Origin of the sequence: Streptomyces hazeniae, assembly GCF_031845485.1 — a bacterium.
Classification (GTDB): domain Bacteria; phylum Actinomycetota; class Actinomycetes; order Streptomycetales; family Streptomycetaceae; genus Streptomyces; species Streptomyces hazeniae.
This window is the reverse complement of record NZ_JAVREQ010000035.1, coordinates 17,632-39,740: the sequence shown is the minus strand read 5'-3', so window position 1 is coordinate 39,740 and position 22,109 is coordinate 17,632. Positions and strand designations below refer to the sequence as shown.

General features: G+C 74.1%; 17 protein-coding genes. 7 read left to right on the top strand and 10 right to left on the bottom strand.

Annotated elements, in window-relative coordinates; translation table 11 throughout:
• Nucleotides 1-63: 63 nt before the first annotated feature.
• Nucleotides 64-1,074: a mechanosensitive ion channel family protein gene (locus RM572_RS26815; protein ID WP_311675969.1), complete on the bottom strand. Its 1,011-nt coding sequence runs from the start codon at nucleotides 1,072-1,074 to the stop codon at nucleotides 64-66.
• A gap of 204 nt (nucleotides 1,075-1,278) precedes the next feature.
• On the opposite strand from RM572_RS26815, the gene RM572_RS26810 reads away from it, so the two are divergent.
• Together RM572_RS26810 and RM572_RS26805 are read left to right on the top strand one after the other, a co-directional pair.
• A complete protein-coding gene (locus tag RM572_RS26810; RefSeq protein WP_311675968.1) occupies nucleotides 1,279-4,071 on the top strand; it encodes an SCO7613 C-terminal domain-containing membrane protein in 2,793 nt (930 codons plus the stop codon).
• A 120-nt stretch (nucleotides 4,072-4,191) separates the two neighbouring features.
• Complete coding sequence (locus tag RM572_RS26805) at nucleotides 4,192-4,467, top strand: hypothetical protein (RefSeq protein WP_311675967.1); 276 nt, start codon at nucleotides 4,192-4,194, stop codon at nucleotides 4,465-4,467.
• Nucleotides 4,468-4,796: 329 nt separating this feature from the next.
• Here RM572_RS26805 and RM572_RS26800 read toward each other — a convergent pair whose 3' ends face one another.
• Complete coding sequence (locus tag RM572_RS26800) at nucleotides 4,797-6,419, bottom strand: LCP family protein (RefSeq protein WP_449657226.1); 1,623 nt, start codon at nucleotides 6,417-6,419, stop codon at nucleotides 4,797-4,799.
• Between the two features lie 97 nt (nucleotides 6,420-6,516).
• Between RM572_RS26800 and RM572_RS26795 the strand changes: the two genes are divergently transcribed.
• On the top strand, nucleotides 6,517-7,542 hold the full coding sequence (locus tag RM572_RS26795; protein ID WP_311675965.1) for a glycosyltransferase family 2 protein: 1,026 nt from the start codon (nucleotides 6,517-6,519) through the stop codon (nucleotides 7,540-7,542).
• Nucleotides 7,543-7,609: 67 nt separating this feature from the next.
• On the opposite strand, the gene RM572_RS26790 is transcribed toward RM572_RS26795, so the two are convergent.
• The 5 genes from RM572_RS26790 to RM572_RS26770 form a co-directional block, all read right to left on the bottom strand.
• Nucleotides 7,610-8,038: a hypothetical protein gene (locus tag RM572_RS26790; RefSeq protein WP_311675964.1), complete on the bottom strand. Its 429-nt coding sequence runs from the start codon at nucleotides 8,036-8,038 to the stop codon at nucleotides 7,610-7,612.
• 134 nt (nucleotides 8,039-8,172) lie between these two features.
• Nucleotides 8,173-9,879: an LCP family protein gene (locus RM572_RS26785; RefSeq protein WP_311675963.1), complete on the bottom strand. Its 1,707-nt coding sequence runs from the start codon at nucleotides 9,877-9,879 to the stop codon at nucleotides 8,173-8,175.
• 70 nt (nucleotides 9,880-9,949) lie between these two features.
• On the bottom strand, nucleotides 9,950-11,707 hold the full coding sequence (locus RM572_RS26780) for an LCP family protein (protein ID WP_311675962.1): 1,758 nt from the start codon (nucleotides 11,705-11,707) through the stop codon (nucleotides 9,950-9,952).
• 123 nt (nucleotides 11,708-11,830) lie between these two features.
• A complete protein-coding gene (locus tag RM572_RS26775) occupies nucleotides 11,831-13,051 on the bottom strand; it encodes an LCP family protein (protein WP_311675961.1) in 1,221 nt (406 codons plus the stop codon).
• 266 nt (nucleotides 13,052-13,317) lie between these two features.
• Entirely contained in the window at nucleotides 13,318-14,073 is a 756-nt protein-coding gene (locus RM572_RS26770) for a TIGR03089 family protein (RefSeq protein ID WP_311675960.1), read from the bottom strand.
• A 128-nt stretch (nucleotides 14,074-14,201) separates the two neighbouring features.
• Here RM572_RS26770 and RM572_RS26765 point away from each other — a divergent pair, with 128 nt between their 5' ends.
• The 3 genes from RM572_RS26765 (at nucleotide 14,202) to RM572_RS26755 (ending at nucleotide 18,295) form a co-directional block, all read left to right on the top strand.
• Nucleotides 14,202-15,791: a peptidoglycan recognition protein family protein gene (locus RM572_RS26765; protein WP_311675959.1), complete on the top strand. Its 1,590-nt coding sequence runs from the start codon at nucleotides 14,202-14,204 to the stop codon at nucleotides 15,789-15,791.
• A gap of 355 nt (nucleotides 15,792-16,146) precedes the next feature.
• A complete protein-coding gene (locus RM572_RS26760) occupies nucleotides 16,147-17,229 on the top strand; it encodes a mannose-1-phosphate guanylyltransferase (RefSeq protein ID WP_311675971.1) in 1,083 nt (360 codons plus the stop codon).
• A gap of 40 nt (nucleotides 17,230-17,269) precedes the next feature.
• Entirely contained in the window at nucleotides 17,270-18,295 is a 1,026-nt protein-coding gene (locus RM572_RS26755) for a DNA-3-methyladenine glycosylase family protein (RefSeq protein ID WP_311675958.1), read from the top strand.
• Between the two features lie 43 nt (nucleotides 18,296-18,338).
• On the opposite strand, the gene RM572_RS26750 is transcribed toward RM572_RS26755, so the two are convergent.
• Genes RM572_RS26750 through RM572_RS26740 form a run of 3 tightly spaced genes read right to left on the bottom strand, consistent with a single transcriptional unit; the run spans nucleotide 18,339 to nucleotide 21,216 of the window.
• Entirely contained in the window at nucleotides 18,339-19,682 is a 1,344-nt protein-coding gene (locus RM572_RS26750) for a coenzyme F420-0:L-glutamate ligase (RefSeq protein WP_311675957.1), read from the bottom strand.
• Complete coding sequence (cofD, locus tag RM572_RS26745) at nucleotides 19,679-20,638, bottom strand: 2-phospho-L-lactate transferase (protein WP_311675956.1); 960 nt, start codon at nucleotides 20,636-20,638, stop codon at nucleotides 19,679-19,681. Before cofD ends, RM572_RS26750 begins: the two co-directional genes overlap by 4 nt.
• 44 nt (nucleotides 20,639-20,682) lie before the next feature.
• On the bottom strand, nucleotides 20,683-21,216 hold the full coding sequence (locus tag RM572_RS26740) for a cysteine dioxygenase (RefSeq protein WP_311675955.1): 534 nt from the start codon (nucleotides 21,214-21,216) through the stop codon (nucleotides 20,683-20,685).
• A 601-nt stretch (nucleotides 21,217-21,817) separates the two neighbouring features.
• On the opposite strand from RM572_RS26740, the gene RM572_RS26735 reads away from it, so the two are divergent.
• Nucleotides 21,818-22,081, top strand: coding sequence for a WhiB family transcriptional regulator (locus tag RM572_RS26735; RefSeq protein WP_027763975.1), 264 nt, complete (start codon nucleotides 21,818-21,820; stop codon nucleotides 22,079-22,081).
• Nucleotides 22,082-22,109: the final 28 nt, after the last annotated feature.

The window sequence follows — 22,109 nt, the reverse complement described above, 5'->3', positions numbered from 1 at the left end:
CGGTCACCCGCTCTCGGGTGACCGGGGCCGCCGACGGTTCCGGGGAGGCCCGGAGCGGGTCGCTCAGCGCGTCACGGCGGCGTCCCGGCCCTTCGGCACGGCGGCGCGGGCGTCCTCGTGCCGCATCCACACCGTGCGCTGCGGGAACGGGATCTCCACGCCCGCCGCGTCCAGGTTGTCCTTGACCCGGCGGCGCATCTCGCGGGTGACGCCCCACTGCTTCAGCGGCTGCGTCTTCACGGCCATCCGCACCACGACGGCGTCCGCGTCCAGCGACTGCACGCCCCACACGGACGGCTCCTCCAGCAGCAGCGCGCCCTGCTCCGGGTCCTCGTGCAGCTCGCGGCCGGTGCGCTCCAGCACCTCGTACACGGTGTCCAGGTTGGAGTCGTACGCCACACCGACGTCGAGGACGGCACGCGCCCAGTCCTGGCTGTCGTTCTTCACGCGCAGGATCTCGCCGTTGCGGATGTGCCACAGGCCACCGGTCAGGTCACGGACCTGGGTGAGCCGCAGGCCCACGTGCTCCACCTCGCCGATCGCCTCGCCGAGGTCGACGGTGTCACCGACGCCGTACTGGTCCTCGACCATGATCAGCAGGCCCGAGAGGTAGTCGGCCACCAGGCTCTGCGCACCGAAGCCGATGGCCAGACCCACGACACCGGCGCTGGCCAGCAGCGGGCCGAGCGCGATGCCGACCTCGCCCAGCACCATGGCCAGCGCCATGATGCCGATCACCACGGTCACGATGCTGCTGAGCACCGCGCCGATGGTCCTGGCCCGCTGCTCGCGGCGCTCGCGCGCCCGGCCCGCGTCGCGCTGGAGCACGGCGGGCCCGCGGCCGTTGCGGCGCGGCGTGCCGTTCTCCTCCCCCTTCGCGGGCTGCAGGATGCGGGCGACGACGCGGGCGATGGCCCGCTTGGCGAGAGCGCGCACGACGAGGGCGCCGAGGACGATCGCCAGAATGCTGGCGGCGCCGGCGATGATCTCCTCACCGTGCTCCCGGAGCCAGCCCGGCATCTCCAGCGCCAGGACGTTCGTGCTGCTGAGGGTGTGTGAGGCGGGCGCTTCCACGGGAGGCTCTCCACTCCGTCGTCGGATTGCCGATCGGTCAGAGCCTCCGAACGTACTCGGGGGCTTCTCCCGAGGTCAAAGACGCGGCGCAGGCCCGCAACACCCCGGCGGGGTCCTCACGGCGGCCGCGCACGGCGTACTCATCCGTGGTCTGAGTACGCCGACGGATTCCGCCCGCGCGCCCGGCGCGGGAACCTGCCGCGTATGACGAACAGCACGCCGAACGCTCCCTGCCCGGACTGCGGGCGGCCGCTGACCGCCCCGGCCGCGTCCGCGGCGCACTGCCCGCACTGCGGGCTGCCCGTCACCGGACCGGTCTTCGGCCGCGTGCGGTGGGTCGAGGGCGAGCTGCACCGTCTCGACCACCAGCGCGGCACGCTGCTCGCGGAGCGACGGCGGCTGCTGGGCGAGCTGCGCGCCGGGGCGGTCCGGGCCACGGCGAACGGACCGCAGTCCGACGGTCCGCCGGGCTTCGGCCCGCCCGCGTACGGGCCCTCGGGGTTCGGTCCGCCTCCCGCAGGGTTCGGGCCGCCCCGGCACGGCGCCGTGCCGCCGCCCCGCCCCGGACGGGAGACCTCGCCGGGCACCGCCCGCAACGTGCTGCTGGCCCTCGGCGGCGTTCTGCTCACCGTCGCCGCCCTCGCCTTCACGCTCTTCAGCTGGGGAGAGATGGGCATCGCCGGCCGGGCCGCCGTTCTCGCCACCGTGACCCTCGCCGCCGTCGCCGCCCCCGTCCTCCTGCTGCGCCGCACCCTGAACGCCACCGCCGAAGCGGTGGGCTGGGTGGCACTGGTGCTGCTGCTCCTCGACGCCTACGCGCTCCGGCAGGTCCGGCTCCAGCACACCGACGCCCTCGCCTACACGGCGACCGCCGTCGCGGTCGTCGCCGGGCTGTGGGCGGTGTACGGCACCCTCGTGCCCCGGCCGGGGCTGCGCGGGCCGGTACCGGCCGCAGTCGTCCTCGCCCAGCTGCCGGTGCCGCTGGGGGCCGGCGCGGCGGGCGCCGGGCTCCACGGCACGGCATGGGCCCTGCTGGTCACGGCCGCCGCCGACACGGTGCTCGCGGTCGCGCCGTGGACGGGCGCGAGGCGCCCGTCGCAGGCGGTGCGCGTCACCGCCTCGGTCACGGCGCTGCTCACCGGCATACCGGCCCTCCTGCTCGCCGGATGGCTGTCGCTGGCCGCGCAGGACCCGGCGAGCGCCCTGGAGGCGGGTGCGCTGCTGCTCGCCGCGGCGGCCGTGCTGCTCTCCGCCGGGTGGCGGCGGCGCACCTACGCGGTGGCGCTGGGCTGCGCGGCCGGACTGCTCGCCGTCGCGGCCACCGGTGGACTCGTGCGTACGCTCGTGCCGTCCGTCACCTGGGTGGCGCCGGGCTACCTGCTGTGCGCCGTGCTGCTCGTGGCGGCCGTGTCCGGCGTACGGAAGCGGGGGAAGACCGGCGCCGTCACGGAACCGAAGAGGTCGCCGCGGGCGGGCCTGCTCCTCGCCGCGGCCGGGGTCCATGCCTGCGCGCTGCTCTACGCGGCCCCGCCCCTGGCGTACGCGCTGTTCGCGCCGCTGGGGTGGGCCGAGTCGCCGTGGCGGGGGGTGCCCCGGGACGCGGGCGCGTTCGGCGCCCACTGGACCGGCGACGCCGGAACCGTGGTGATCCTCGGGGTCTGCGCCTCGGTCCTGGCGGTCGCGGGCCGGATGCCCGTGCCGGTGCCGGTGCCGGACGGGGTGCGGCGTGCGGCCGCCCTCGGCGCGCTCGTCCTGGGCGCGGCGGCCGTCGCCGTCGCCCCGACGGCCCTGGACCTGCCCTACGCGGCGGTGCGCCTGGTGCTCGTGGCGCTGGTCGTGGCCCTGCTCGGCCTCGCCGCCACCGGCACGGGGGGCCGGCTGAGCGCCGCCACCGCCTCCGGCGTGGCGGTCGTGACCGCGCTGACCGCGCTCGGCTGGGCCCTGACGGACCGCACGGCCACGCTGGTGACGCTGCCCGTGCTGAGCGCCGCCTTCGCGGCCGCCGCGGTCCTGGCGGCGCGGCGGCACACCACCCGGCCGCCGCGGGACGGCGCGTTTGTTCCGCCGGGCGGCGCCGTTTCCCCGACCGCAGGGGCCCGTTACGGGGGCGGCTTCGTCACCGAGGTCGCCGTGGCCGCGCTGTGCGCCGCGGTGGCCGTGCTCCACGCGGCCGGTTTCGCGTGGGCGGTGCCCGTCGCGCTGGACGTCCCGCACGAGCGGGCGGCCTTCGCCGTGTTCGCCGTCGCGGCCGTCGCCGCGTGGGTGGCCGCCCGCCTGGCCCGCCCGACCACCGGTACCGGTACCGGGTCCGCCGTGCCGCCCCGCTTCCTCGCGCCGGGGGCCGTCGTGTCACTGGCCGTGGAAGGCGCCGGATACGTCGTCGCCGGCTGGTCACTGCTGCCGGCCGCCGCCGACGCGCCGCTGCTCGCCCTGGCGCTCGCCCTGTGCGGCGTGCTGGCCGGGTGCGTCGCGGTGCGCGAGGACCGTCGTCCTGCGGCGTACGTCGCGACCGCGTTGTTCCTGCTGGCCACCTGGGTGCGGCTGTACGCCTCCGACGTGGAGGTGCCCGAGGCGTACACCCTGCCCCCGGCCGTCGCCGCGCTGGCCATGGGCCTGCTGCGGCTCCGCGCCCAGCCGCGCCTGTCCTCGTGGGCGGCCTACGCCCCCGCCCTGACTCTCGCGCTGCTGCCCAGCCTGGTCGCCCTGCTCGGCGACCCGCACGGGCTGCGCCCGCTGCTGCTCGGCATCGGCGCGCTGGCGGTGACGCTGCTCGGCGCGCGGCACCGCCTCCAGGCGCCGCTGCTGCTCGGCGGTGCCGCGCTCGCGCTCGTCGCCGCGCACGAGCTCGCGCCGTACCTGGCACACGCCGTCGGGCTCCTCCCGCGCTGGCTGCCGCCCGCCGTCGCCGGGCTGCTGCTGCTCGCCGTCGGCGCCACGTACGAACAGCGCCTCCGGGACGCGCGCCGTCTGCACGCCGCCTGGCGCCGCCTCGGCTGACGCCGGCGAAGCCCCGCCACGACTCCCGGCGGTCCGCTCCGCGTGCGGGCGACGGCTCCGCGCCGGAAGCTGTCCGCAGACCCGGATGTCACGGACCACCGGACGAGGAGCGTGGACGGCATGGCGAGCACGGCGGAGGTGACCGCGGCGGAGCGCGCGATCGGCGAACTGCGCCGCTGCGTGAGCGCGCTGCGCGACCGGTACGGGGAGGTCACGGCGGTCGGGCGGCTGGTCAACGACGTCGAACGCCTCGCACTCGATCTCGCCGACGTCGCCGCGCTGCCGCCCCACCGGGAGCGGCGGGACGAGGACGTGGTCGAGATCCCGAGCGCCGCGTACGACGAGCGGATGTGGCGCGGCGGCGACGACGAGGGCGTCGGCGGGCCCCGCACGTAACCGCCCCCGGGGCCGGGGCCCGTGGAACGCACCCTCGCGCGAGGTACGGCCGACGGGCCCTCCATGCGGCTGCGCGGCGCGCGGACCACACCCGGCCGGCGCGCACGTGCCGCGCTCCCTGCCCGGCCCTCCGCGCAGGGTGGGGTGGCGGCGACCACGTGGAGGCCACCCCACAGGTGACCAGGGTGGTCTCTGCTGTGCCTGTCTGTACGGCTTCCCCCGTGCCCGTGCCTGTCCCGGCAAGCGTGGGCTCCGCCCAAGGCCCGGTCGGGCCGGGCCGTCGCGGGCCCGCAGCGGTGCCTGACGCCCGTCGGCCGCCCGCCGGGGTCCTAGTCGCAGGTGACTTCGTCGCCTGTGACGGCCTCGAAACCCCTGCCCCGGTCGCCGTCGTGCTTCTCCGCCGCGAACGGGTCGGCCGCCCGGACCGGGTGCACCTCGGCGAATCCCTTCCCCAGCGTGACCTCCATCAGGGGGCCGCGTCCCGGCTCCGCACGGAGTTCCGCGTCCGGGAAGGCCGCGGCGACCGTCCGCACCGAGCGGTCCCAGCGCGGGTCGTACGCGATCACCGTCCGCCGGACGTCCTGCGTCTCGGCGTTGCGCGGCAGCCCGGTGGTGCGGAAACCCGTCTCCCGCAGGGCCGTGTCGGCGCGTCCGGCCAGCCCGGACCGGGCGGTGCCGTTCTGCACCTGGACCTGGACCTGCGCAGGCGGCACGTCCACGAGGGTGGGTTCGGCCCGCCGCCCGGTCGTGCCGCCGCCACCGGGGTTGCCGCTGCCGCCGGCGTTCTTCGCGGTGTCGTGCCCGGCCAGCGGCTTGTCCTGGCGGACCGCCTCGAACAGCCGGGCCGCCTTCTTCTCGTTCCACCGCACGGTCGAGCCGACGTCCTCGACGGCGTGGCTCGGGTCCGCGACGGGCACCGACACGAACTCCGACGAGGAGGGGGTGAAGCCCCGCATGGCCTCCGCGAGGGCCAGCATCTCGTCGGTGCCGAAGTTCCGGTCGGCGCGCACCGACTCCAGCATCGTGGAGGTCACCTTGCTCAGCTGTACCGGGCTGGTCAGCACGCCGGTGCTGGTCGCCTTCTCGATGACGGCGGCGATGAACCGCTGCTGACGGTGCATCCGCCCGAAGTCCGAACCGCCGTCCACGTGCCGGGCGCGGACGTAGCTCAGCGCCTCGCCGCCGTCCAGCGTCGAGGTACCGGCGGGCAGGTCGAGGCCGGAGTAGGAGTCCTGCAGCGGGCGCACGGTGCACACCTTGATGCCGCCGAGCACGTCCACGGTCTTCACGAAGCTGGTGAAGTCGACCTCCAGGTAGTGGTCGACGTGCACGTCGGTCAGCTTCTCCACGGCCCGCACGGTCAGATGCGGGCCGCCGTGCGCGTACGCCGAGTTGATCTTCGCGGGGAGTGCGTCGTGGCGTACCTTCGTCCGGCCGTCGGTGTGCGGCGGCAGCTCCACGTACGAGTCGCGCGGGATGCTGATCACACTGAGCCGGTCGCGGTCCTCCGAGACGTGCACCAGCATCAGGGTGTCCGTGCAGTCGCACGAGGCGCCGCCCAGCTTGTACCGGTCACGCTGCCGCTCGCTCAGCTCCTGCCGGTCGTCGACGCCGACGACGAGGAAGTTGAGGCCGTTGCCGGTGGACTCCGGCCGGTCGGTGAGCCCGGCGAACGCGTTGATGCGGTTCACCCCGCCCTCCAGCCCGTTCACCACCAGGTGCCCGACGCCGCTGGTCAGCAGGACCAGTGCGGAGCCGCCGACCGCGACGCGGATCCCCCATCGCGCGCGCCCTCTGCCCCGCGGCCGGCCCAGTGGGGCACCTCCGGGGCCCGAAGTGCCCGGAGGGAGGTCGGCGTCGCGGCGGGAGCGGGGACGGGGGGACAGGGGCAAGCGGCACCTCCACGGCGGACGACCCGGGCGTATCGGCGTCGTGACCGGGACTGTAGGCACGTAGGACCGACCCGACCGGGCCACACGCCGCGTCGCGGCCCCCCGGGCACCCGGCTGGCGTGCGGGCGTGTCCCTCGTTCGCGGTAACGTGGCCGCCGTGAATCCCAGCGTTTCCCCCGCCGTGTCCGTGATCATGCCCGTCCTCGACGAGGAACGGCACCTGCGCGACTCGGTGCGCCACATCCTCGGCCAGGAGTACGACGGCGAGCTGGAGGTCGTGATCGCGCTCGGCCCGTCCACGGACCGCACGGACGAGATCGCCGCGGAACTGGTCGCCGAGGACGGGCGGGTGAAGACGGTCCCGAACCCCACCGGCCGCACGCCCGCCGCACTCAACGCCGCGATCCGGGCGTCCCGGCACCCCGTCGTGGTGCGGGTCGACGGGCACGGCATGCTCTCCCCGGACTACATCGCCACCGCCGTGCGGCTGCTGGCGGAGACCGGCGCCGCCAACGTCGGCGGCCTCATGCACGCCGAGGGCGAGAACGCCTGGGAGCAGGCCGTCGCCGCCGCGATGACCGCGAGGATCGGCGTCGGCAACGCCGCCTTCCACACCGGCGGCGAGGCGGGCGAGGCCGAGACGGTCTACCTGGGGGTCTTCCGCCGCGAGGTGCTGGAGCAGCAGGGCGGCTACAACGAGGAGTTCGTCCGGGCGCAGGACTGGGAGCTGAACTTCCGCATCCGGGAGGCCGGCGGGCGCATCTGGTTCTCGCCCGAGCTGCGCGTCTCCTACCGGCCGCGGCCGAACGTGCGGGCGCTGGCGCTGCAGTACCGCAACTACGGGCGCTGGCGGCACGTCGTCGCCCGCTACCACGCCGGCTCCATCAACCTCCGCTACCTCGCGCCGCCCACCGCGCTCTGCGCCATCGCCGCCGGGCTCGTCGCGGGCGCGACGCTCACCCCGTGGGCCTTCGCCGTGCCCGCCGGCTACCTCGCCGCCATCACGGCCGGCTCCGTCCCGGCCGGGCGCGGTCTGCCGCTCGCCGCCCGGGTACGCATCCCGGTGGCGCTGGCGACCATGCACATGTCGTGGGGCTGGGGCTTCCTCACCAGTCCGCGCAAGCTCGCGCGCCGCGTCATCGCCTCCCGCCGCCCCGCCCCCACGGCGACCACGCCGCGCTGACCGGAACCAGCGACACGACGACGCCCCCGCCGGCCGGCGGGGGCGTCGTCATGGACGGGCGCGCACGTCACCCGCAGTGGAACCAGCCGGACGGCGGGACGTGGTCCTGCACGATGTTGCTGCCGGAGAAGTTCCACATCGCCGTCTCGACGGCGATGCAGCGGTTCTTCCCGTAGAAGCGGTAGTTGGCGTAGTAGAGGTAGTGGCCGTCGTCCTCGCCGACGTACCCCGTGGCGTCCGTCCACGCCTGGACCGCGATGCGGGACCGCTTCCCGTAGTAGTCGCCCCGCTTCACGGCCGCCACGCAGTTGTACGTGCCGTCCCAGTACAGGTAGGTCGTGGCCACCCGGGTGCCGTTGTGGTAGTTGTTCCAGCTGTCGATCTGCGTGCCGTTGCAGCCGTATGCGGCCGCCTGCGCGGTACCCGCCGGCCCCAGAAGCGTCGCCGCCGCGGCGATAGCGAGCGCGGTGAGCACCCGTGTCGCGTTCCTGAGCATGCCGAAGTCCCCCCTCGGTCGGAATTCCCTCCGTGCCCGTCGGGCGAGCCCGACGAGGTCGTGCGGGCCCGATCGTTCCACGGCGCGGAAGGCGCGCACAAAGGGAATTCCGGTCACCTTCGGGGCGGGGGAGTTCACCAGCGGTAGGGCTCGTACACGGGCATGCACGTCCCGCTGTCGTCGGAGGCGTTGAGGGGGTCGGCGCTGTCGGGGACGGAACCGGCGTCGGGCGCCTCGTAGGAGGTGCCCTCCCGCCAGTCGTCGCCGACGACGAGGGTGACGGACTGCACCTGGGAGGACGCCTTCACCGCGTCCTCGGGGACGCGGAGTTCCTTCGCCACGGACAGCGCGTCGGCGCGGGACTGCGCGCCGCCCGACTCCGGGTAGGTGAGCGTGGTGTCCGCCTGCGGCTGCGGCGTGGCGACGGTGGCGGCCTGGCCGAAGCCCGCTGCCTGGAGCTGCTGCGTGACGCTGCCGGCCCGGCCGTCGACGGCCGGCTCGCCGTCGCTGCCGGTGCCGTTGAGGACCCGCACCGGGATCGCGGAGGCGGGCTGCGCCTCCGGCCCTTCCGACGCCCCGGCGCCCGGCGCCTTCCCGTCGTCGCCCTTCTCGTCCGCCTTCTCGCCGTTCCCGTCCAGCGGCACGTCGTCGCGCAGCATCGCCCAGACGTGCGAGGCTTCCTCGCCGGGCAGCAGGTGGTTCGGGTTCGACGGGTCCTGGACGGTCGGCATGGTCGCCATCGTGACGCGGTCGGTCGGCACGTTCTTGAACTGGATGCCGACGTTGTAGAGGTCCTTCACCGAGCCGATCTCGTTCGAGACGGTGAGGGCCTTCGTGGCGGACTCCGCCAGGTCCAGGAGCCGTCCGGTGTCGGTGAAGACGTTCTGCGACTTGAGCTTCCGCAGCATCGAGTTGAGGTACATGTGCTGGGCCTTGGCGCGGCCGATGTCGCTGTGGAACGCGTGCCGGGTGCGCAGCCACTGGAGGGCGGTCTCGCCCTTGATCTCGTGCGTGCCGGCGGTGAGCTTCAGCCCCGATCCGCCGCCCGCGCCCGGCAGCGGCCGGTCCCACACGTTGTGCTCGACGCAGACCTCGACGCCGCCGACCGCGTCGGCCATGGCCACGACGCCCGCGAAGTCGACGGTCACCCAGTGATGGATGTAGACGCCGGTCAGCTTCTCCCAGGTGGCGAGTGTGCAGCCGGGACCGCCGCGGCCCAGGGTGGTGTTGATCAGTCCGTTGGTCTCCGGGTACGTCTTCCCGGTGTCGGCGTCGGTGCACTCGGGGATGTCCACCCGGGTGTCGCGCGGGATGCTGATCATCGAGGCGTTCGAGCGGTCGGCGGAGATGTGCAGCAGCATCTGGACGTCGGCCAGGGGCTTCTGCCCGACGCTGTCCCTGCTGCCGCCCAGTTCGAGGTTGGCGTCGGAGTTCCGGCTGTCGGAGCCGAGGACGAGGATGTTGAGCGGGGTGTCGCCCTGCGCGTTGGGCCCGGGGGCGGTGAGACCGCTGTCGGAGGCGCTGCGCTCGCCGGTGCGGAGGTTGCCGTTCAGGTACTGGTAGTAGAGGTAACCGCCGCCGGCCGTGACGAGGACGAGGACGGCGAGGCCGATGGCGATCCAGCGCAGGGTGCGGCGCCGGGGACGCTTCGGCCCGCCGCCGGATATCTCCCCGGAGTCCTCGCCGGGGCCGCCGGGCTCGCCGGTGTCGTCGTGGTCGCCGCTGCGCGGGTGCGGAGGGCGGCGGGCGTCGTCGTAGAGACCGTCGTCCCAGCCCAGATCGCCGGCCGAGGGCGCACCCGAACGTCTCCTGCTGTGCCGGATGTCGTCCTGCTGCCGCACGAGACCTCTCCGTCCTGATGTGGTGTTGTACGTCCCCCGCCGCCTCCCGGGAGGCGGCAGGGGGTCCGCGCTATCCGGCGCAGAGGGACTTGTCGCCGGCGTTGACGGCGTCCACGGGGGCCTTGTCGGGGGCCTCCAGCTTCACGCCCGGTTCGACGAAGTCCGCGCCGAGCGTGAGGGTCATCCCCTCCTGCGGTCCGGCGTCCCCGGAGGTCTCCTTCAGCGCCGAGGAGGGCAGCCCCATCATCTCCGCCAGGGCGGCGGCCTGAGAGGCCTGGTTCGGGGCGTATGCGAGGGTCGTCTTCTCCAGCTCCTTCGGGGCGTTGCCCGCGTTGGTGGAGAGCGGCACGCCCTGTTCGGTCTGGAGCCAGGTGAGCGTGGTCTGCGCGGACCCGGCCGGGGCGCCGCCGTTGAGCACGTCGACCCGCACCTCGGACGCGGGCGCCTTCTCGACCTTCGACAGGTCGGCGCCCTGGTCCTTCTTCGCCTTCTTCTTGCCCTTGTCGGTCTTCGTCAGGGACTTGTCCTGCTGGACCATGCGGAAGAGCGGCTGGGCCTTGTTCGGGTCCAGTATGACCGTGTTCGGGTCCTCCGGGTTGTCCAGCACCGGCGCGGTGACGAAGCTGATGTTCTTCGTGTCGACGCGACGCAGGTCCTTGGCGAGGGCGATCAGCTTGTCCACCCCGCCGATGCCGTCGTCCACCGTCAGCGACTTGGTGGCAACGTCCGCCAGGTCGAACAGCTTGCCCGGGTCGGTGAGGGTGTCGCTGGACTTCATCTTGCGCACCATGGAACTCAGGAACTGCTGCTGGAGCTTGATCCGGTCCAGGTCGCTGGAGAAGCCGATCGACTTCCTCGTCCGTACGAAGGCCAGGGCCTGTTCGCCCTCGACGACGCTGCGTCCGGCGGGGAGGTCCAGGTGGGACTTGGGGTCCTTGACGGGGTGTTCGAGGCAGACCCCGACGCCGCCGACGGCCGTGGAGAGTTCCTTCACCGCGTTGAAGTCCGCCAGCATGAAGTGGTTGGGCTGGACGCCCGTCACTTCGTGCACCGTGCGCCAGGTGCACCCCGGGTCCCTGCCGAACTGGCCCAGGCTGGTGTTGAAGCGGACGTTCTGGGTGCCGGGGATGATCTTCTTGGAGCCGTCCTCCTGCGTCACCGGGCAGTCGGGCACGTCGACCATCAGGTCGCGCGGGATGGAGAGCACCGTGGCGTTGGAGCGGTCGGCGGAGACGTGGAAGAGCAGCGTGGTGTCGGCGTGGCCGACGCTCTCCGCGTCGCCGTAGCCGTCGTTGCCCTTGCCCTGCCGGGAGTCGGTGCCGATGAGCAGGATGTTCAGCGGACCGTCGGAGACGGCGGGGTTGTCGATGCCGACGTCGACGGTGGTGAGGTTGCCGTTCAGCCGGTAGTACATCCAGCCCGCGCTCGCGCAGCCGACCAGCAGGAGCATGCCGAGTATGCCGCCGCCCCACTGCAGGGCGCGCTTCTTCCCGGTCGGTTTCGGGCGGGGCTTGCGGCGGCTGGCGCGCGGCCCGCCGCCGTCGTCGCCGGAGCGGGGATGCTCGCCGTCGTCCTGCGGGCGGGCGCGGCGGCGTCCGCGCTGCGGCGGCACGTAGCCGTCGGTCTCCGCGCGTTGACGGTCGGTAGGCTGCGAGGAGGAGGGCGTTCTCTGGCGCGGCGCCGTCATGCGGTCGCCGTTGCCGTACGTGTGGCGGGAGTTGTCGGCAGCAGGGCCCGACTGCAGTTCGTAGGTGCCGGTGCTCGGGTTGAACACCCACTGGTCTGCGGGGTCGATGTCGCCTGCGTGTCGCCGGCCTTGCGCGTCCACGATTGCGAGTGTCCTCCATTGTGCGCCTGGCGCCCCGGCGAGGGGCGGACCGGATCGCTCACCATATCCGGCGGTCCGGCCGGTCAGCGATGCCGGTGACCGGCATCGTCGGCTCCTAGTAGGTCAATTCCCCCCATTCCGTGCACCGTCCCCGCTGCATACGCCGGTGGCATCGGAGGCCTCACGGTAAGGGGATTCGGGGTCCGGCGACGAGTCGGGCGTCCTTCCTGGTGATGTGGTGTGTGTCACGCGCGCGGGTTCCCCCTCGCGCAGTCTTTCGAACAGCTGGTTCGCGGCGGGCTGTACGAGTTCGTCCCGGTTCGGGTCGAGGGTGTAGGGCTGCCGGGGCACCGTGAGGAAGTGCACCTCGTCCTCGGGTGTCTCCCGCAGGCTCCGCACCAGCCCGTACAGCTCGCGGAGCGAGTCCAGGCCCTCGTCCGCGGTCAGCGCCGACGTGGCGGCGTCGAGCAGCGGGTAGAGCTTGGACGGGTCGGTCAGCGCCCCTTCCTCGCGCACCTCGTCCAACAGTGAGGCGAGGAAGTCCTGCTGGCGGCCCATGCGTTGGGTGTCGCTGCCGTCGAACGCCTTGCGGGCCCGCACGTAGCCGAGTGCCTGCTTGCCGTTCAGTGTCTGCCGCCCCGCCTCGAGGTCCAGGCGGGCGTCCCGGTCGTGGACGTCGTGCGGCAGGCAGACCTCGACGCCCCCGACGGCGTTCACGATGTTCTTGAAGCCCTTGAAGTCGACGATCAGGTGGTGGTCGATCCGCACCCCGGTCAGCTTCTCCACGGTGCGGATGGTGCAGGCCGCGCCGCCGAGCTGGAACGCCCAGTTGAACTGGGCGAACTGCGCCCGGGTGGTGGTGCCGTCGGACCGGCGGCACTCGGGGACGTCGACCATCAGGTCGCGCGGGATCGACACGGCGGTGGCGTGGCTGCGGTCGGCCGGCAGGTGCAGCAGGATCGTGGTGTCGCTGCGGGCACCGATCGCGTCCCCGTAGCCGGAGTTGCGCCCTTCCCGGCTGTCGGAGCCCAGCAGCAGGACGTTCCGCGTCTCGCCCGCCGCCGGGTCGGGGCGCTCGTCCGCGTGGCGGGCCAGTTCGCGGGCGGTCGAGGTGTCGGTGCGGATGTTGCCGTCGAGGTCCCGCAGTACCGCCCACGCCGTGCCGGCGCCGGCCAGCAGCGCCGCCGACGTGCCGAAGGCCACCCAGCGCAGTACGCGGCGCCGCCGGCCCGAGGGGCGCGGCCGGGAAGCGGAGTTCGCCGGTCCGGCTTCGGTGGTCTCCGGGGAGGCCGCCGGGGTGGCGGCCGTTCCGTCGTCGCCGGTGGGGCCGGTGTGAGTGGTCACGTGGGCGTCCGTCCGTCCGGGGTCTCGCTGGTGCGCGGGCGGACCGGCGCACCGCCGCGGAGCCGGGTGGCTCGGGCGGCGTGCGGACGTACGGGCGGCGCGCGGGTGTGCGCAGGCGGAGTTCGGGCGCCAGGCCGCCGGGTGGCCGTACGGAAGCCGGTCACTCAGACAGACGTGCGGGAAGGGCCAAGGGTTGTACGCACGGTCGCGTCGATGTGACGCCTGCGGTCGCGACGGCCCCGCCGGCGAGCGCGGCGGGAACGCCGTCAGCCGGCGGTGTGGGTGACGCGTTCGGCGTCGCGGCGGTGCTCCAGCGCGGCGGCGTCCAGTCCGTCCGCGTTCCGGCACAGCACTACGGACGCCCCGGCGGCGAGCGGCGCGTACAGCCCGGCCGACACCCCGGCCCAGTCGTCGTACGGCAGGCGCGACAGCAGCCGCGAGCCGGCTTCCAGGCCGAGCTCCGCCGCGTCCGCGCGTGCCCGCTCGACGAGCTGCGCCCCGGTCAGCTCCTCGCCGCCGGGGAGGACGAGCGCGCTGGTGTCGGCGTCCACCGGGGCGTACGGCGTGAAGCGGTCCCCCTGGCCGGGGACCTCCACCGCGTAGTCCGCGAAGCCCTCCGGGGGCTGGGGGAAGCGGGTGCCCATCGGCCGCAGTGCGAGGGCCACCCGTTCGCCGCCGCAGGCGCGTGCCACGTCGAGGGCGTCCGGGCCGGCGACGACGAGATCCGCACCGGAGGGGGCGCCGTGCAGGTCCACGGTCACCCCGACGGCGGAGCAGGCGAGCAGCCAGACGACGGTCTGCCAGTGCGCCGGGAGCAGTAGCGCGAGCCGGTCGCCGGGTGCGGCGGACAGGTCGTCCTGGAGCAGGTTGCCGGTCTTCGCCACCCAATTGGCGAGGGTCGCGACGGAGAGTTCCACGCGTTCGCCGGTGGCGTCGTCGTAGAAGGTCACCAGCGGCCGCGCGGGGTCGGCGGCGAGCGCGGAAGACAGCAGGTCGGCGGGGGTGCGGTCGGTGGCGTTCATCGGGGCCAGCGTACGCGTCCGACGGGACGTCACCCGCCGCGCGGGGCACCTGTTCGAGCGTCCCGGGGCCGACGGCGTGTCAGTTCCCGGATGGACAGAAGCGGGTGAATCAGCTCATCGTCGTACGTATGCGTGCACTTCTCGCCACCTCTCTCGGTGTTCTGTCCACCGTGACTCTCCTGCTCCAGCCGGCCGCCGCGGCGGCCGCGCCCGGCGACGTCCGGACCCCCGGCGCCGGGCAGCGGGACGCGTCGCTCGCATCCCCCGTTACCGGCATGCCCGGCAGCACGCAGTCGCTGCCGCTCGCCCGGATCCCGTCGCCCGGCGACCCGGCCGGTTCCCGGCGCTCGGGCAGTGCCCCGCACCGGCACGAGACCCGTCCCGGAGACGTGGACGGGCGAGCCGCGCCGGGAGACGCGGTCGGTCTGGAACAGCGCACCGTGCGCCCGTTCTCCCTGGTCGGCATCGTCTGGCAGGACCCCCGGGAGCGGCTCGACGCCGACGTGCGCATCCGTACCCGGAACGCGGCGACGGGCGACTGGTCCGACTGGCGGACCCTCGCCACGCACAGCGAGCACGCCCCGACACCGTCCCACCGGGCCGGTGGCGAGGACGGCGCGCAGCGCGGCTCCACCCCGCCCCTGTGGGTCGGCCGTTCGAACGGCGTCCAGGTGCAGATCCGCCCCGAGCACGGCGAACTCCCGCGCGGCCTGCGGCTGGAACTGGTCGACCCCGGTGACGCCCCGGCCCGGATCGCCGACGCCACCGGCGGACGTCCGGCCTCCGACGTACCGGGCACGGGAGCACGAGCCGGCGCTCCGCGAGGCGGCGGGGCGCAGAGCCTCGCGGAGGACGAGCCCGCGGAGAAGCGGGGCGCGGGGGACGAGCCCGCCGAGAAGGAGCCCGTGGAGAAGGAGCCTGCGGAGGAGCGGGCCGCCGAGAAGGCGCCCGTCGAGGAGCAGGCCGCCGAGGAGACTCCGGCCCGGGAGGAGTCGGCCGAGGAGAAGGCCGCCGCCGCGCCGGGCCGGCTGCCCGCGCTGACCGTGGAGGAGACCCTGGCGGACGCGGCCGAGCACGACCTCACCCCCGAGGTGCGGGCGGCGGACGGCAAGCCGCACGTCGGGCCCCGGCCCGGCATCGTCATCCGCAGCGGCTGGGGTGCCGACGAGAGCGTGCGCGAGAGCGGCTACGCCTACGGCGACGACGTGAAGATGGCCTTCGTCCACCACACCGCGGGCAGCAACGGCTACAGCTGCAAGGAAGCGTCCAAGGTGATCCGCGGGATCTACCGCTACCACGTCAAGAGCCTGGGCTGGCGCGACATCGGCTACAACTTCCTCGTCGACAAGTGCGGCACCATCTACGAGGGCCGGGCCGGCGGAGTCACCCAGCCGGTGCGCGGCGCCCACACGCTCGGCTTCAACAACGCCAGCATGGGCGTCGCCGTCCTCGGCGACTTCAGCAGCAAGAACCCGCCGAAGAAGGCCACCGACGCCATCGCCAAGCTCACCGCCTGGAAGCTCGGGCTCTACGGCGTCAACGCCGAGGGCCGTACCCGGATGACGTCCGAGGGCGGCAAGTACAGCAAGGGCGCCAAGGTCAGGATGCGCACCATCTCCGGCCACCGGGACGGCTTCTCCACCGCCTGCCCCGGCAAGCAGCTCTACGAGGACCTGGGCGCCATCCGGAAGCTCGCCGCCAGGCTCCAGGGGCGCTGACCTCGGAGGAGGCGTCCTCCCTGAGCCGACGGGCGTACCGCGGGTCGGTCGGCCGGCGGGCCGGGAGCGCTCACCCGTGGGCCGGGACGGGCGGCGGCCGTCCGCATAGACTGGCCGCCGACCGCCCGGCGCCCGGGTCCCGGCCCCGCACGCCCCGAAGAACCGGGGCGGCGGTCGGCGTCGCCCCGGCCCGGCCGCATCCCCCGTCGACGGCGTCCTGTCGGTCAACCCCGCGCGTCCCACGGCGCGTCCCACGTCATGCCGCGCGGCGCCGACCGGTCGACGGACCCGGCGTCGGGGGAGCGCAGGCGTGGCGGACGAGACGGACCGGCCCCGGCAGGAAGCAGAGACGACGTTGACTGAGGCGATTCTCCTCGTCGGAGGCAAGGGCACCCGGCTGCGGCCGCTCACGGTGCACACGCCCAAGCCGATGGTCCCGGCCGCGGGGGTGCCCTTCCTCACCCACCAGCTCGCCCGGGCCCGCGCCGCCGGGGTCGAGCACGTGGTGATGGCCACCTCCTACCTCGCGGAGGTGTTCGAGCCGCACTTCGGCGACGGCTCCGACCTCGGCCTGCACCTGGAGTACGTCACCGAGGAGGAGCCGCTGGGCACCGGCGGGGCCCTGCGCAACGTCGCCTCCCGCCTCACCTCCGGGCGGGACGAACCGGTGCTCGTCTTCAACGGCGACATCCTCACCGGCCTGGACATCCGCGCGCTGGTCCGCACGCACGCCGACGCCGGAGCCGACGTGTCCCTGCACCTCACGCGGGTGGCCGACCCGCGCGCGTTCGGGCTCGTCCCGACGGACGACGACGGGCGCGTCACCGCCTTCCTGGAGAAGCCGCAGACGCCCGAGGAGATCGTCACCGACCAGATCAACGCGGGCGCGTACGTCTTCCAGCGGTCCGTGATCGACACGATCCCCCACGACCGTCCGGTGTCCGTCGAACGCGAGACCTTTCCCGGACTGCTCGCCGACGGCGCCCACCTCCAGGGCATGGTCGACTCCACCTACTGGCTGGACCTCGGCACCCCGCAGGCCTTCGTCCGCGGGTCCGCGGACCTGGTGCTGGGGCACGCGCCCTCGCCGGCCGTGCCCGGCCGCCGCGGCGCGTGCCTGGTGCTGGACGGGGCGACCGTCGCCGAGGACGCCAAGCTCTCCGGCGGGACCGCCGTCGGCGCGGGCGCGGTCGTCGGCACCGGAGCCCGCGTCGAGGGCAGCACCCTGCTCGACGGGGCGGTCGTGGAACCGGACGCCGTCGTGCGCGACTCCTTGATCGGCGCGGGCGCGCGAGTCGGGGCGCGCACCGTCCTGGACGGCGCCGTCATCGGCGACCGCGCGGAGGTCGGCCCCGACAACGAGCTGCGCGACGGTATCCGCATATGGTGCGGTGCACGCATCGGGGCCGGCGCGGTCCGGTTCTCCTCCGACCAGTGAGCGAGAGATGCGGCGGACGTGACGTGAGGCGGTGGCGACGATGGCCCGACGAGGAAGCAGGCCGTCCCCGGCCGACGGGCTGCCGCGGCAGAGGCCGGAGGCGTCCGGCGCCCGCCCGTCCCGGTCCGGCGCCAGCCCGTCCGCGTCCGGCGTCCGCCGCCGGTGGGACCCCGAAGGGCCGTACGACCTGCTGAGCAGTCTGCACGTGCTGCGCCGCGGCCCGTACGACCCCACCTGCCGGGTGGTGGACGGCGCGGTGTGGCGCACCATGCGGACGCCCGCCGGACCGGTCACGCTGCGGATCGCCGCCCGGGGCGGCGGGACCGGCGCCCGTGTCGAGGCGGAGGCGTGGGGGACCGGCGCGGAATGGTCGCTGGACCGGCTCCCGGCGCTGCTCGGCGCCGACGACGACCCCGGCGCGTTCGTGGCCCACCACGACCTGCTGCGCGAGGCGCACCGCCGCAACCCCGGCCTGCGGCTCGTCCGCACCGGCCAGGTGATGGAGTCGCTGATCCCGTCGGTGCTGGAGCAGAAGGTCACCGCGGAGGAGGCGCACCGCGCCTGGCGCCGCCTGGTGCGCCGCTTCGGTGAGCCGGCGCCCGGCCCGCGCGAGGACCTGCACGTCCTGCCCGCGCCGCGGACCTGGGCGCTGATCCCCTCCTGGGAGTGGCACCGCGCCGGCGTCGACTCCAAGCGCTCCGCGACGATCCTGCGGGCCGTGCAGCGCTGGTCGCGCATGGAGGAGGCCGCACGCATGGACCTCGACGCGGCGGTCGCCCGGCTCTGCGTCATCCCCGGCATCGGCCCGTGGACCGCCGCGGAGACGCTGCAGCGCAGCAACGGCGCGGCCGACGCGCTGACGGTCGGCGACCTGCACCTGCCGGGCATCGTGGGCTACGCCCTGACCGGACGCCGGGGCTGCGACGACGACGGCATGCTGGAACTGCTGGCCCCCTACGCGGCACAGGGCCAGCGCCACCGCGCGGCCCGGCTCCTGCTCACGACCGGCCGCATCCCGCCGCGCCGCGTGCCCAAGATGCCCCGCACCGACATCGCCACGCTCTGAGGCGGGGAGCGCCGAGGCAGGAACCGGAACGGCCGGGGACGTCTCAGCGCACCACGGTGAACGCGTCGGCGCTCCGTGCGGGCCGTGCCTTCGGCGCGGCCGCCGCGTGGCCGATCGCCACCGCGCCCATCGGCTCCCACGTCCCGGGCAGCTCGAGCACGTCGCGCACGACGTCGCGGCAGAACATCGTCGACGAGATCCAGGCCGACCCCAGCTGCTCGCCGGCCAGCGCCACCAGGAAGTTCTGGATGCCCGCACCGTGGGCGACGACGAACATCTCGCGTTCGGCGGCGGCCCGGCGTGCGTCCGGGTAGGTGTGCGAGCCGTCCGCCACCATGCACGGCACCGCCAGGTACGGCGCGTTGCGCAGCACGTCGCCGCGCCGCACACGCTTGGCGATGCTCTCCTCGCTCTTGCCGTCGGCCCGCAGGTCGGCGATCCAGGCGTCCCGCATCGCGTCCAGCAGCCGCAGCCGCGACTCCTCGGACTCCAGCAGGACGAACCGCCAGGGCGTGGTGTGGTGCGGCGCGGGCGCGGTGACGGCCGCCGCGACGGCACGGCGCACCGCCGCGCCGTCCACCGGCTCGCCGGTGAACTCCCGCACGGTGCGCCGCCCGGTCACCGCCTCCCGTACGGCCTCGGAGGTGCCGAGCCGGAACATGTCCAGCGCCGCGTCCCGTACGAGGGGCTGCGCCGTGGTGTCCCGGTCCCCGGCGCCGAGCACGTGCCGCCCCATGCCGCGGACGACCGCGACCGGTCGCCCGTCGGCCTTGCCCTTCACCAGCTCGCCCGCCGCGGCCAGTTCGTCGCCGACGGCGGTGACCGTGACGCCCAGCGGGTTGCCGTACGAGTCGACGCCGCCGCGCAGGTCCTCCAGGACGCGCACGCCGGCCGCGCCGATCGCCACGTCGGTCTGCCCCTCGCGCCAGGGGCGCCCGAAGGTGTCGGTGACGACGACGCCCACCCGCGCGCCCAGCAGGTCGTACAGGCCGTCCCGGATGCGGGTGGCGGACGCGTCGGGGTCCTCGGGCAGCAACAGCACGGTTCCGGCCGGGGTGTTGGACGCGTCGACGCCCGCGGCGGCCATCACGAAGCCGTGCCGGGTCTCGACGATCCGAGCCGGTCCGCGCCGTGCGACGACGCGTACCGTCTCGGCGTCGATGGACGCCTCCCGGTCGTCGGCGGCGACCGTACGGCCCTCCGCCTTGCTGACGATCTTCGAGGTGACGACGAGTACGTCGCCGTCCACGAGGCCGTCGAGGCCCTCGGCCGCGGCCGCTTCGGCGATCAGCTTCACCAGGTCGTCGCCCTCGCGCACCTCGGGGATGCCGGGCAGCGCCCAGACGTGGTAGCCGGGGCGGGCGTCGCGGTGCTCCGGCGCGGTCATGCCCGCACCTCCTCGGCGAGTGCCAGCGCGTCCGACGCCATCCGTGCGGTCGCCTCCGGGTCGCTCATCATCAGCGGTACCGCCCGGCAGCGGATGCCGGCCTCCTCGACCTCGTCGACCGCGCCCGCGTCGACCGTGTCGACGAGCCACCCGTCGAGCAGCCCGGAGCCGTAGTGCCGGGCGACGGCCGCGGCGGTGGACCGGACGCCGATCGCGGCGAGCACCTTGTCGGCCATGCCGCGGACCGGCGCGTCGCCCACGATGGGGGAGAGGCCCACGACCGGTACCCCCGCCTCGGCGATGGCCTCACGGATGCCGGGCACGGCGAGGATCGTGCCGATGCTCACCACCGGGTTCGACGGCGGGAACAGCACCACGTCCGCCTCGGCGATGGCCTCCAGGACACCGGGCGCGGGCTCGGCCTGGTCGGCGCCGACCGGCACGACGGCCTGCGCGTCCGGCCCGGCGCGCAGCCGGATCCAGTACTCCTGGAAGTGGAGCGCCTTGCGTTCGCCGCCCTCCTCGACGGCGACGTGCGTCTCGACCCGGTCGTCCGTCATCGGGAGCAGCCGTACGCCCGGTCGCCAGCGCGCGCACAGCGCCTCCGTGACGGCGCTGAGGGGATAGCCGGCGCCGAGCATCTGCGTGCGGACGAGGTGCGTGGCGACGTCCCGGTCGCCGAGCCCGAACCACTGGGGCTCGACGCCGTACGCGGCCAGCTCTTCCTTCACCGCGAACGTCTCGCCCGCGCGGCCCCAGCCCTGCTCCTCGTGGATGCCGCCGCCGAGCGTGTACATCACGGTGTCGAGGTCGGGGCAGATCTTCAGCCCGAAGAGGTGGATGTCGTCCCCGGTGTTGCCGATGACGGTGATGTCCGCTTCCGGTGCGGCGGACTGGAGGCCGCGGAGGAAGCGGGCGCCGCCGATACCCCCGGCCAGAACCACGATGCGCTGCATGACGGACAGTCTCGCAGCCCGGCCCGGCCGAGGGCAGCCGGGTCTCAGGGGGCGGTCGTCGCGCCGTCCGCCCGCACGGCCGTGGAGGGCACGGCTGCGGAGGGCACGGCCTCCGGGCGGACGGGGGCGTGCATGGGCATCTGTGTGAGACCCGGGAAGTAGACGTGCAGGGTGACGGCCGGTTCGAGGCCGGTGTTGACCGCCTCGTGGACGTAGCCGGGTGCGAAGACCCGCTGCGCGCCGGACCGCAGCCGCCTGCTGCCGCCGCGGGAGTGCTCGGTGAGCTCGCCCTCCAGCACGGTCAGCACGCCGGACGACGGGCCGTGGTCGTGCCGTCCGCTGCCCTGCCCGGGCAGCCAGCTGAGCAGCCACACCTCGTAGCCGGGGCCGGTGCGGAGCCGGTGGTACCAGCGGGTGGTGGCGTCGTAGCGCACCAGCGGCGCCCACGACGCGCGGTCGGCGGCCAGGGTGCGGGCCAGCCCGGCGAACTCCGCGACGGTCGTCGGGTGCGCGGGCGCGGGCTGGAGGAGGTGGGGGACGGCGAGCAGGTCGCCGGCGATCTGGACGTCGCTGTTCACGGGGAAGGTCGCCTTCGTGCCGGAGGGGAGGGGTGGTGTGGGTACCTCGGGTGCCTCAACAGCAGTGACAGCGACAGTGACCGGACGCAGCACGAAGGATCCCGCCGCGGCGGGCCGGAGTGAGCGATCGGGTCACGGGCATGGGCACAAGGAGACCGGAGCCCGTGGGCGGTGTCAACCGGATGTCGCGTTTGGCGGCGAAGGTCTCACCGCTTCGAGTGGCGTCGGGGACAGAAAGGTTTGTGCTCCGGTGATCGCGGACACATGGCGCACCATCCCGGCCCGTGAGCGCCGTTGTGAACCTGTGATCCGGTTGTGATCCTCTTCGCTTCGGCCGGCGGCCGGGAACGTGATCGACGGCTGAGTCGTCACTCAGGACAGGAGAGTCCCACGGGTGGGTCACCCGGTACGACTGTCATAGTTTGTGGAGAATTGAACACTTTCTGCAAGCTCTTGGTTCCGCAGAGTGAATATCGGGCTCAATAGCAGATCTCAGCTTGACCCTCCCGGATCGGCACACTTGTAATTTCACACGTGTCGTTCAGGCGGGATCGATAACGACGGCATCACGGGGAAGCAAAGACGGACGAGGGGCGCGCACATGACCGAGCTGGTGGAGCAACTGCTGGTCGAAGAGGCGGACGAGGAACTCGGCTGGCAGGAGCGCGCGCTGTGCGCCCAGACCGATCCCGAGTCGTTCTTTCCCGAGAAGGGCGGTTCCACGCGGGAGGCGAAGAAGGTCTGTCTCGCGTGCGAAGTCCGGTCCGAGTGTCTCGAATACGCACTCGCCAACGACGAACGTTTCGGAATCTGGGGCGGACTGTCCGAGCGCGAGCGCCGACGGCTGAAAAAGGCCGCGGTCTGACCCCCGGCAGCTGACCACCGGCGGCCGA

Coding starts and splice junctions, on each gene's coding strand:
- RM572_RS26735 (WP_027763975.1), top strand. CDS start 21,818: ATGACCGAGCTGGTGGAGCAACTGCTGGTCGAAGAGGCGGACGAGGAA.
- RM572_RS26790 (WP_311675964.1), bottom strand. CDS start 8,038: ATGCTCAGGAACGCGACACGGGTGCTCACCGCGCTCGCTATCGCCGCG.
- RM572_RS26805 (WP_311675967.1), top strand. CDS start 4,192: ATGGCGAGCACGGCGGAGGTGACCGCGGCGGAGCGCGCGATCGGCGAA.
- RM572_RS26755 (WP_311675958.1), top strand. CDS start 17,270: ATGGCCCGACGAGGAAGCAGGCCGTCCCCGGCCGACGGGCTGCCGCGG.
- RM572_RS26810 (WP_311675968.1), top strand. CDS start 1,279: ATGACGAACAGCACGCCGAACGCTCCCTGCCCGGACTGCGGGCGGCCG.
- RM572_RS26770 (WP_311675960.1), bottom strand. CDS start 14,073: ATGAACGCCACCGACCGCACCCCCGCCGACCTGCTGTCTTCCGCGCTC.
- cofD (WP_311675956.1), bottom strand. CDS start 20,638: ATGCAGCGCATCGTGGTTCTGGCCGGGGGTATCGGCGGCGCCCGCTTC.
- RM572_RS26765 (WP_311675959.1), top strand. CDS start 14,202: ATGCGTGCACTTCTCGCCACCTCTCTCGGTGTTCTGTCCACCGTGACT.
- RM572_RS26750 (WP_311675957.1), bottom strand. CDS start 19,682: ATGACCGCGCCGGAGCACCGCGACGCCCGCCCCGGCTACCACGTCTGG.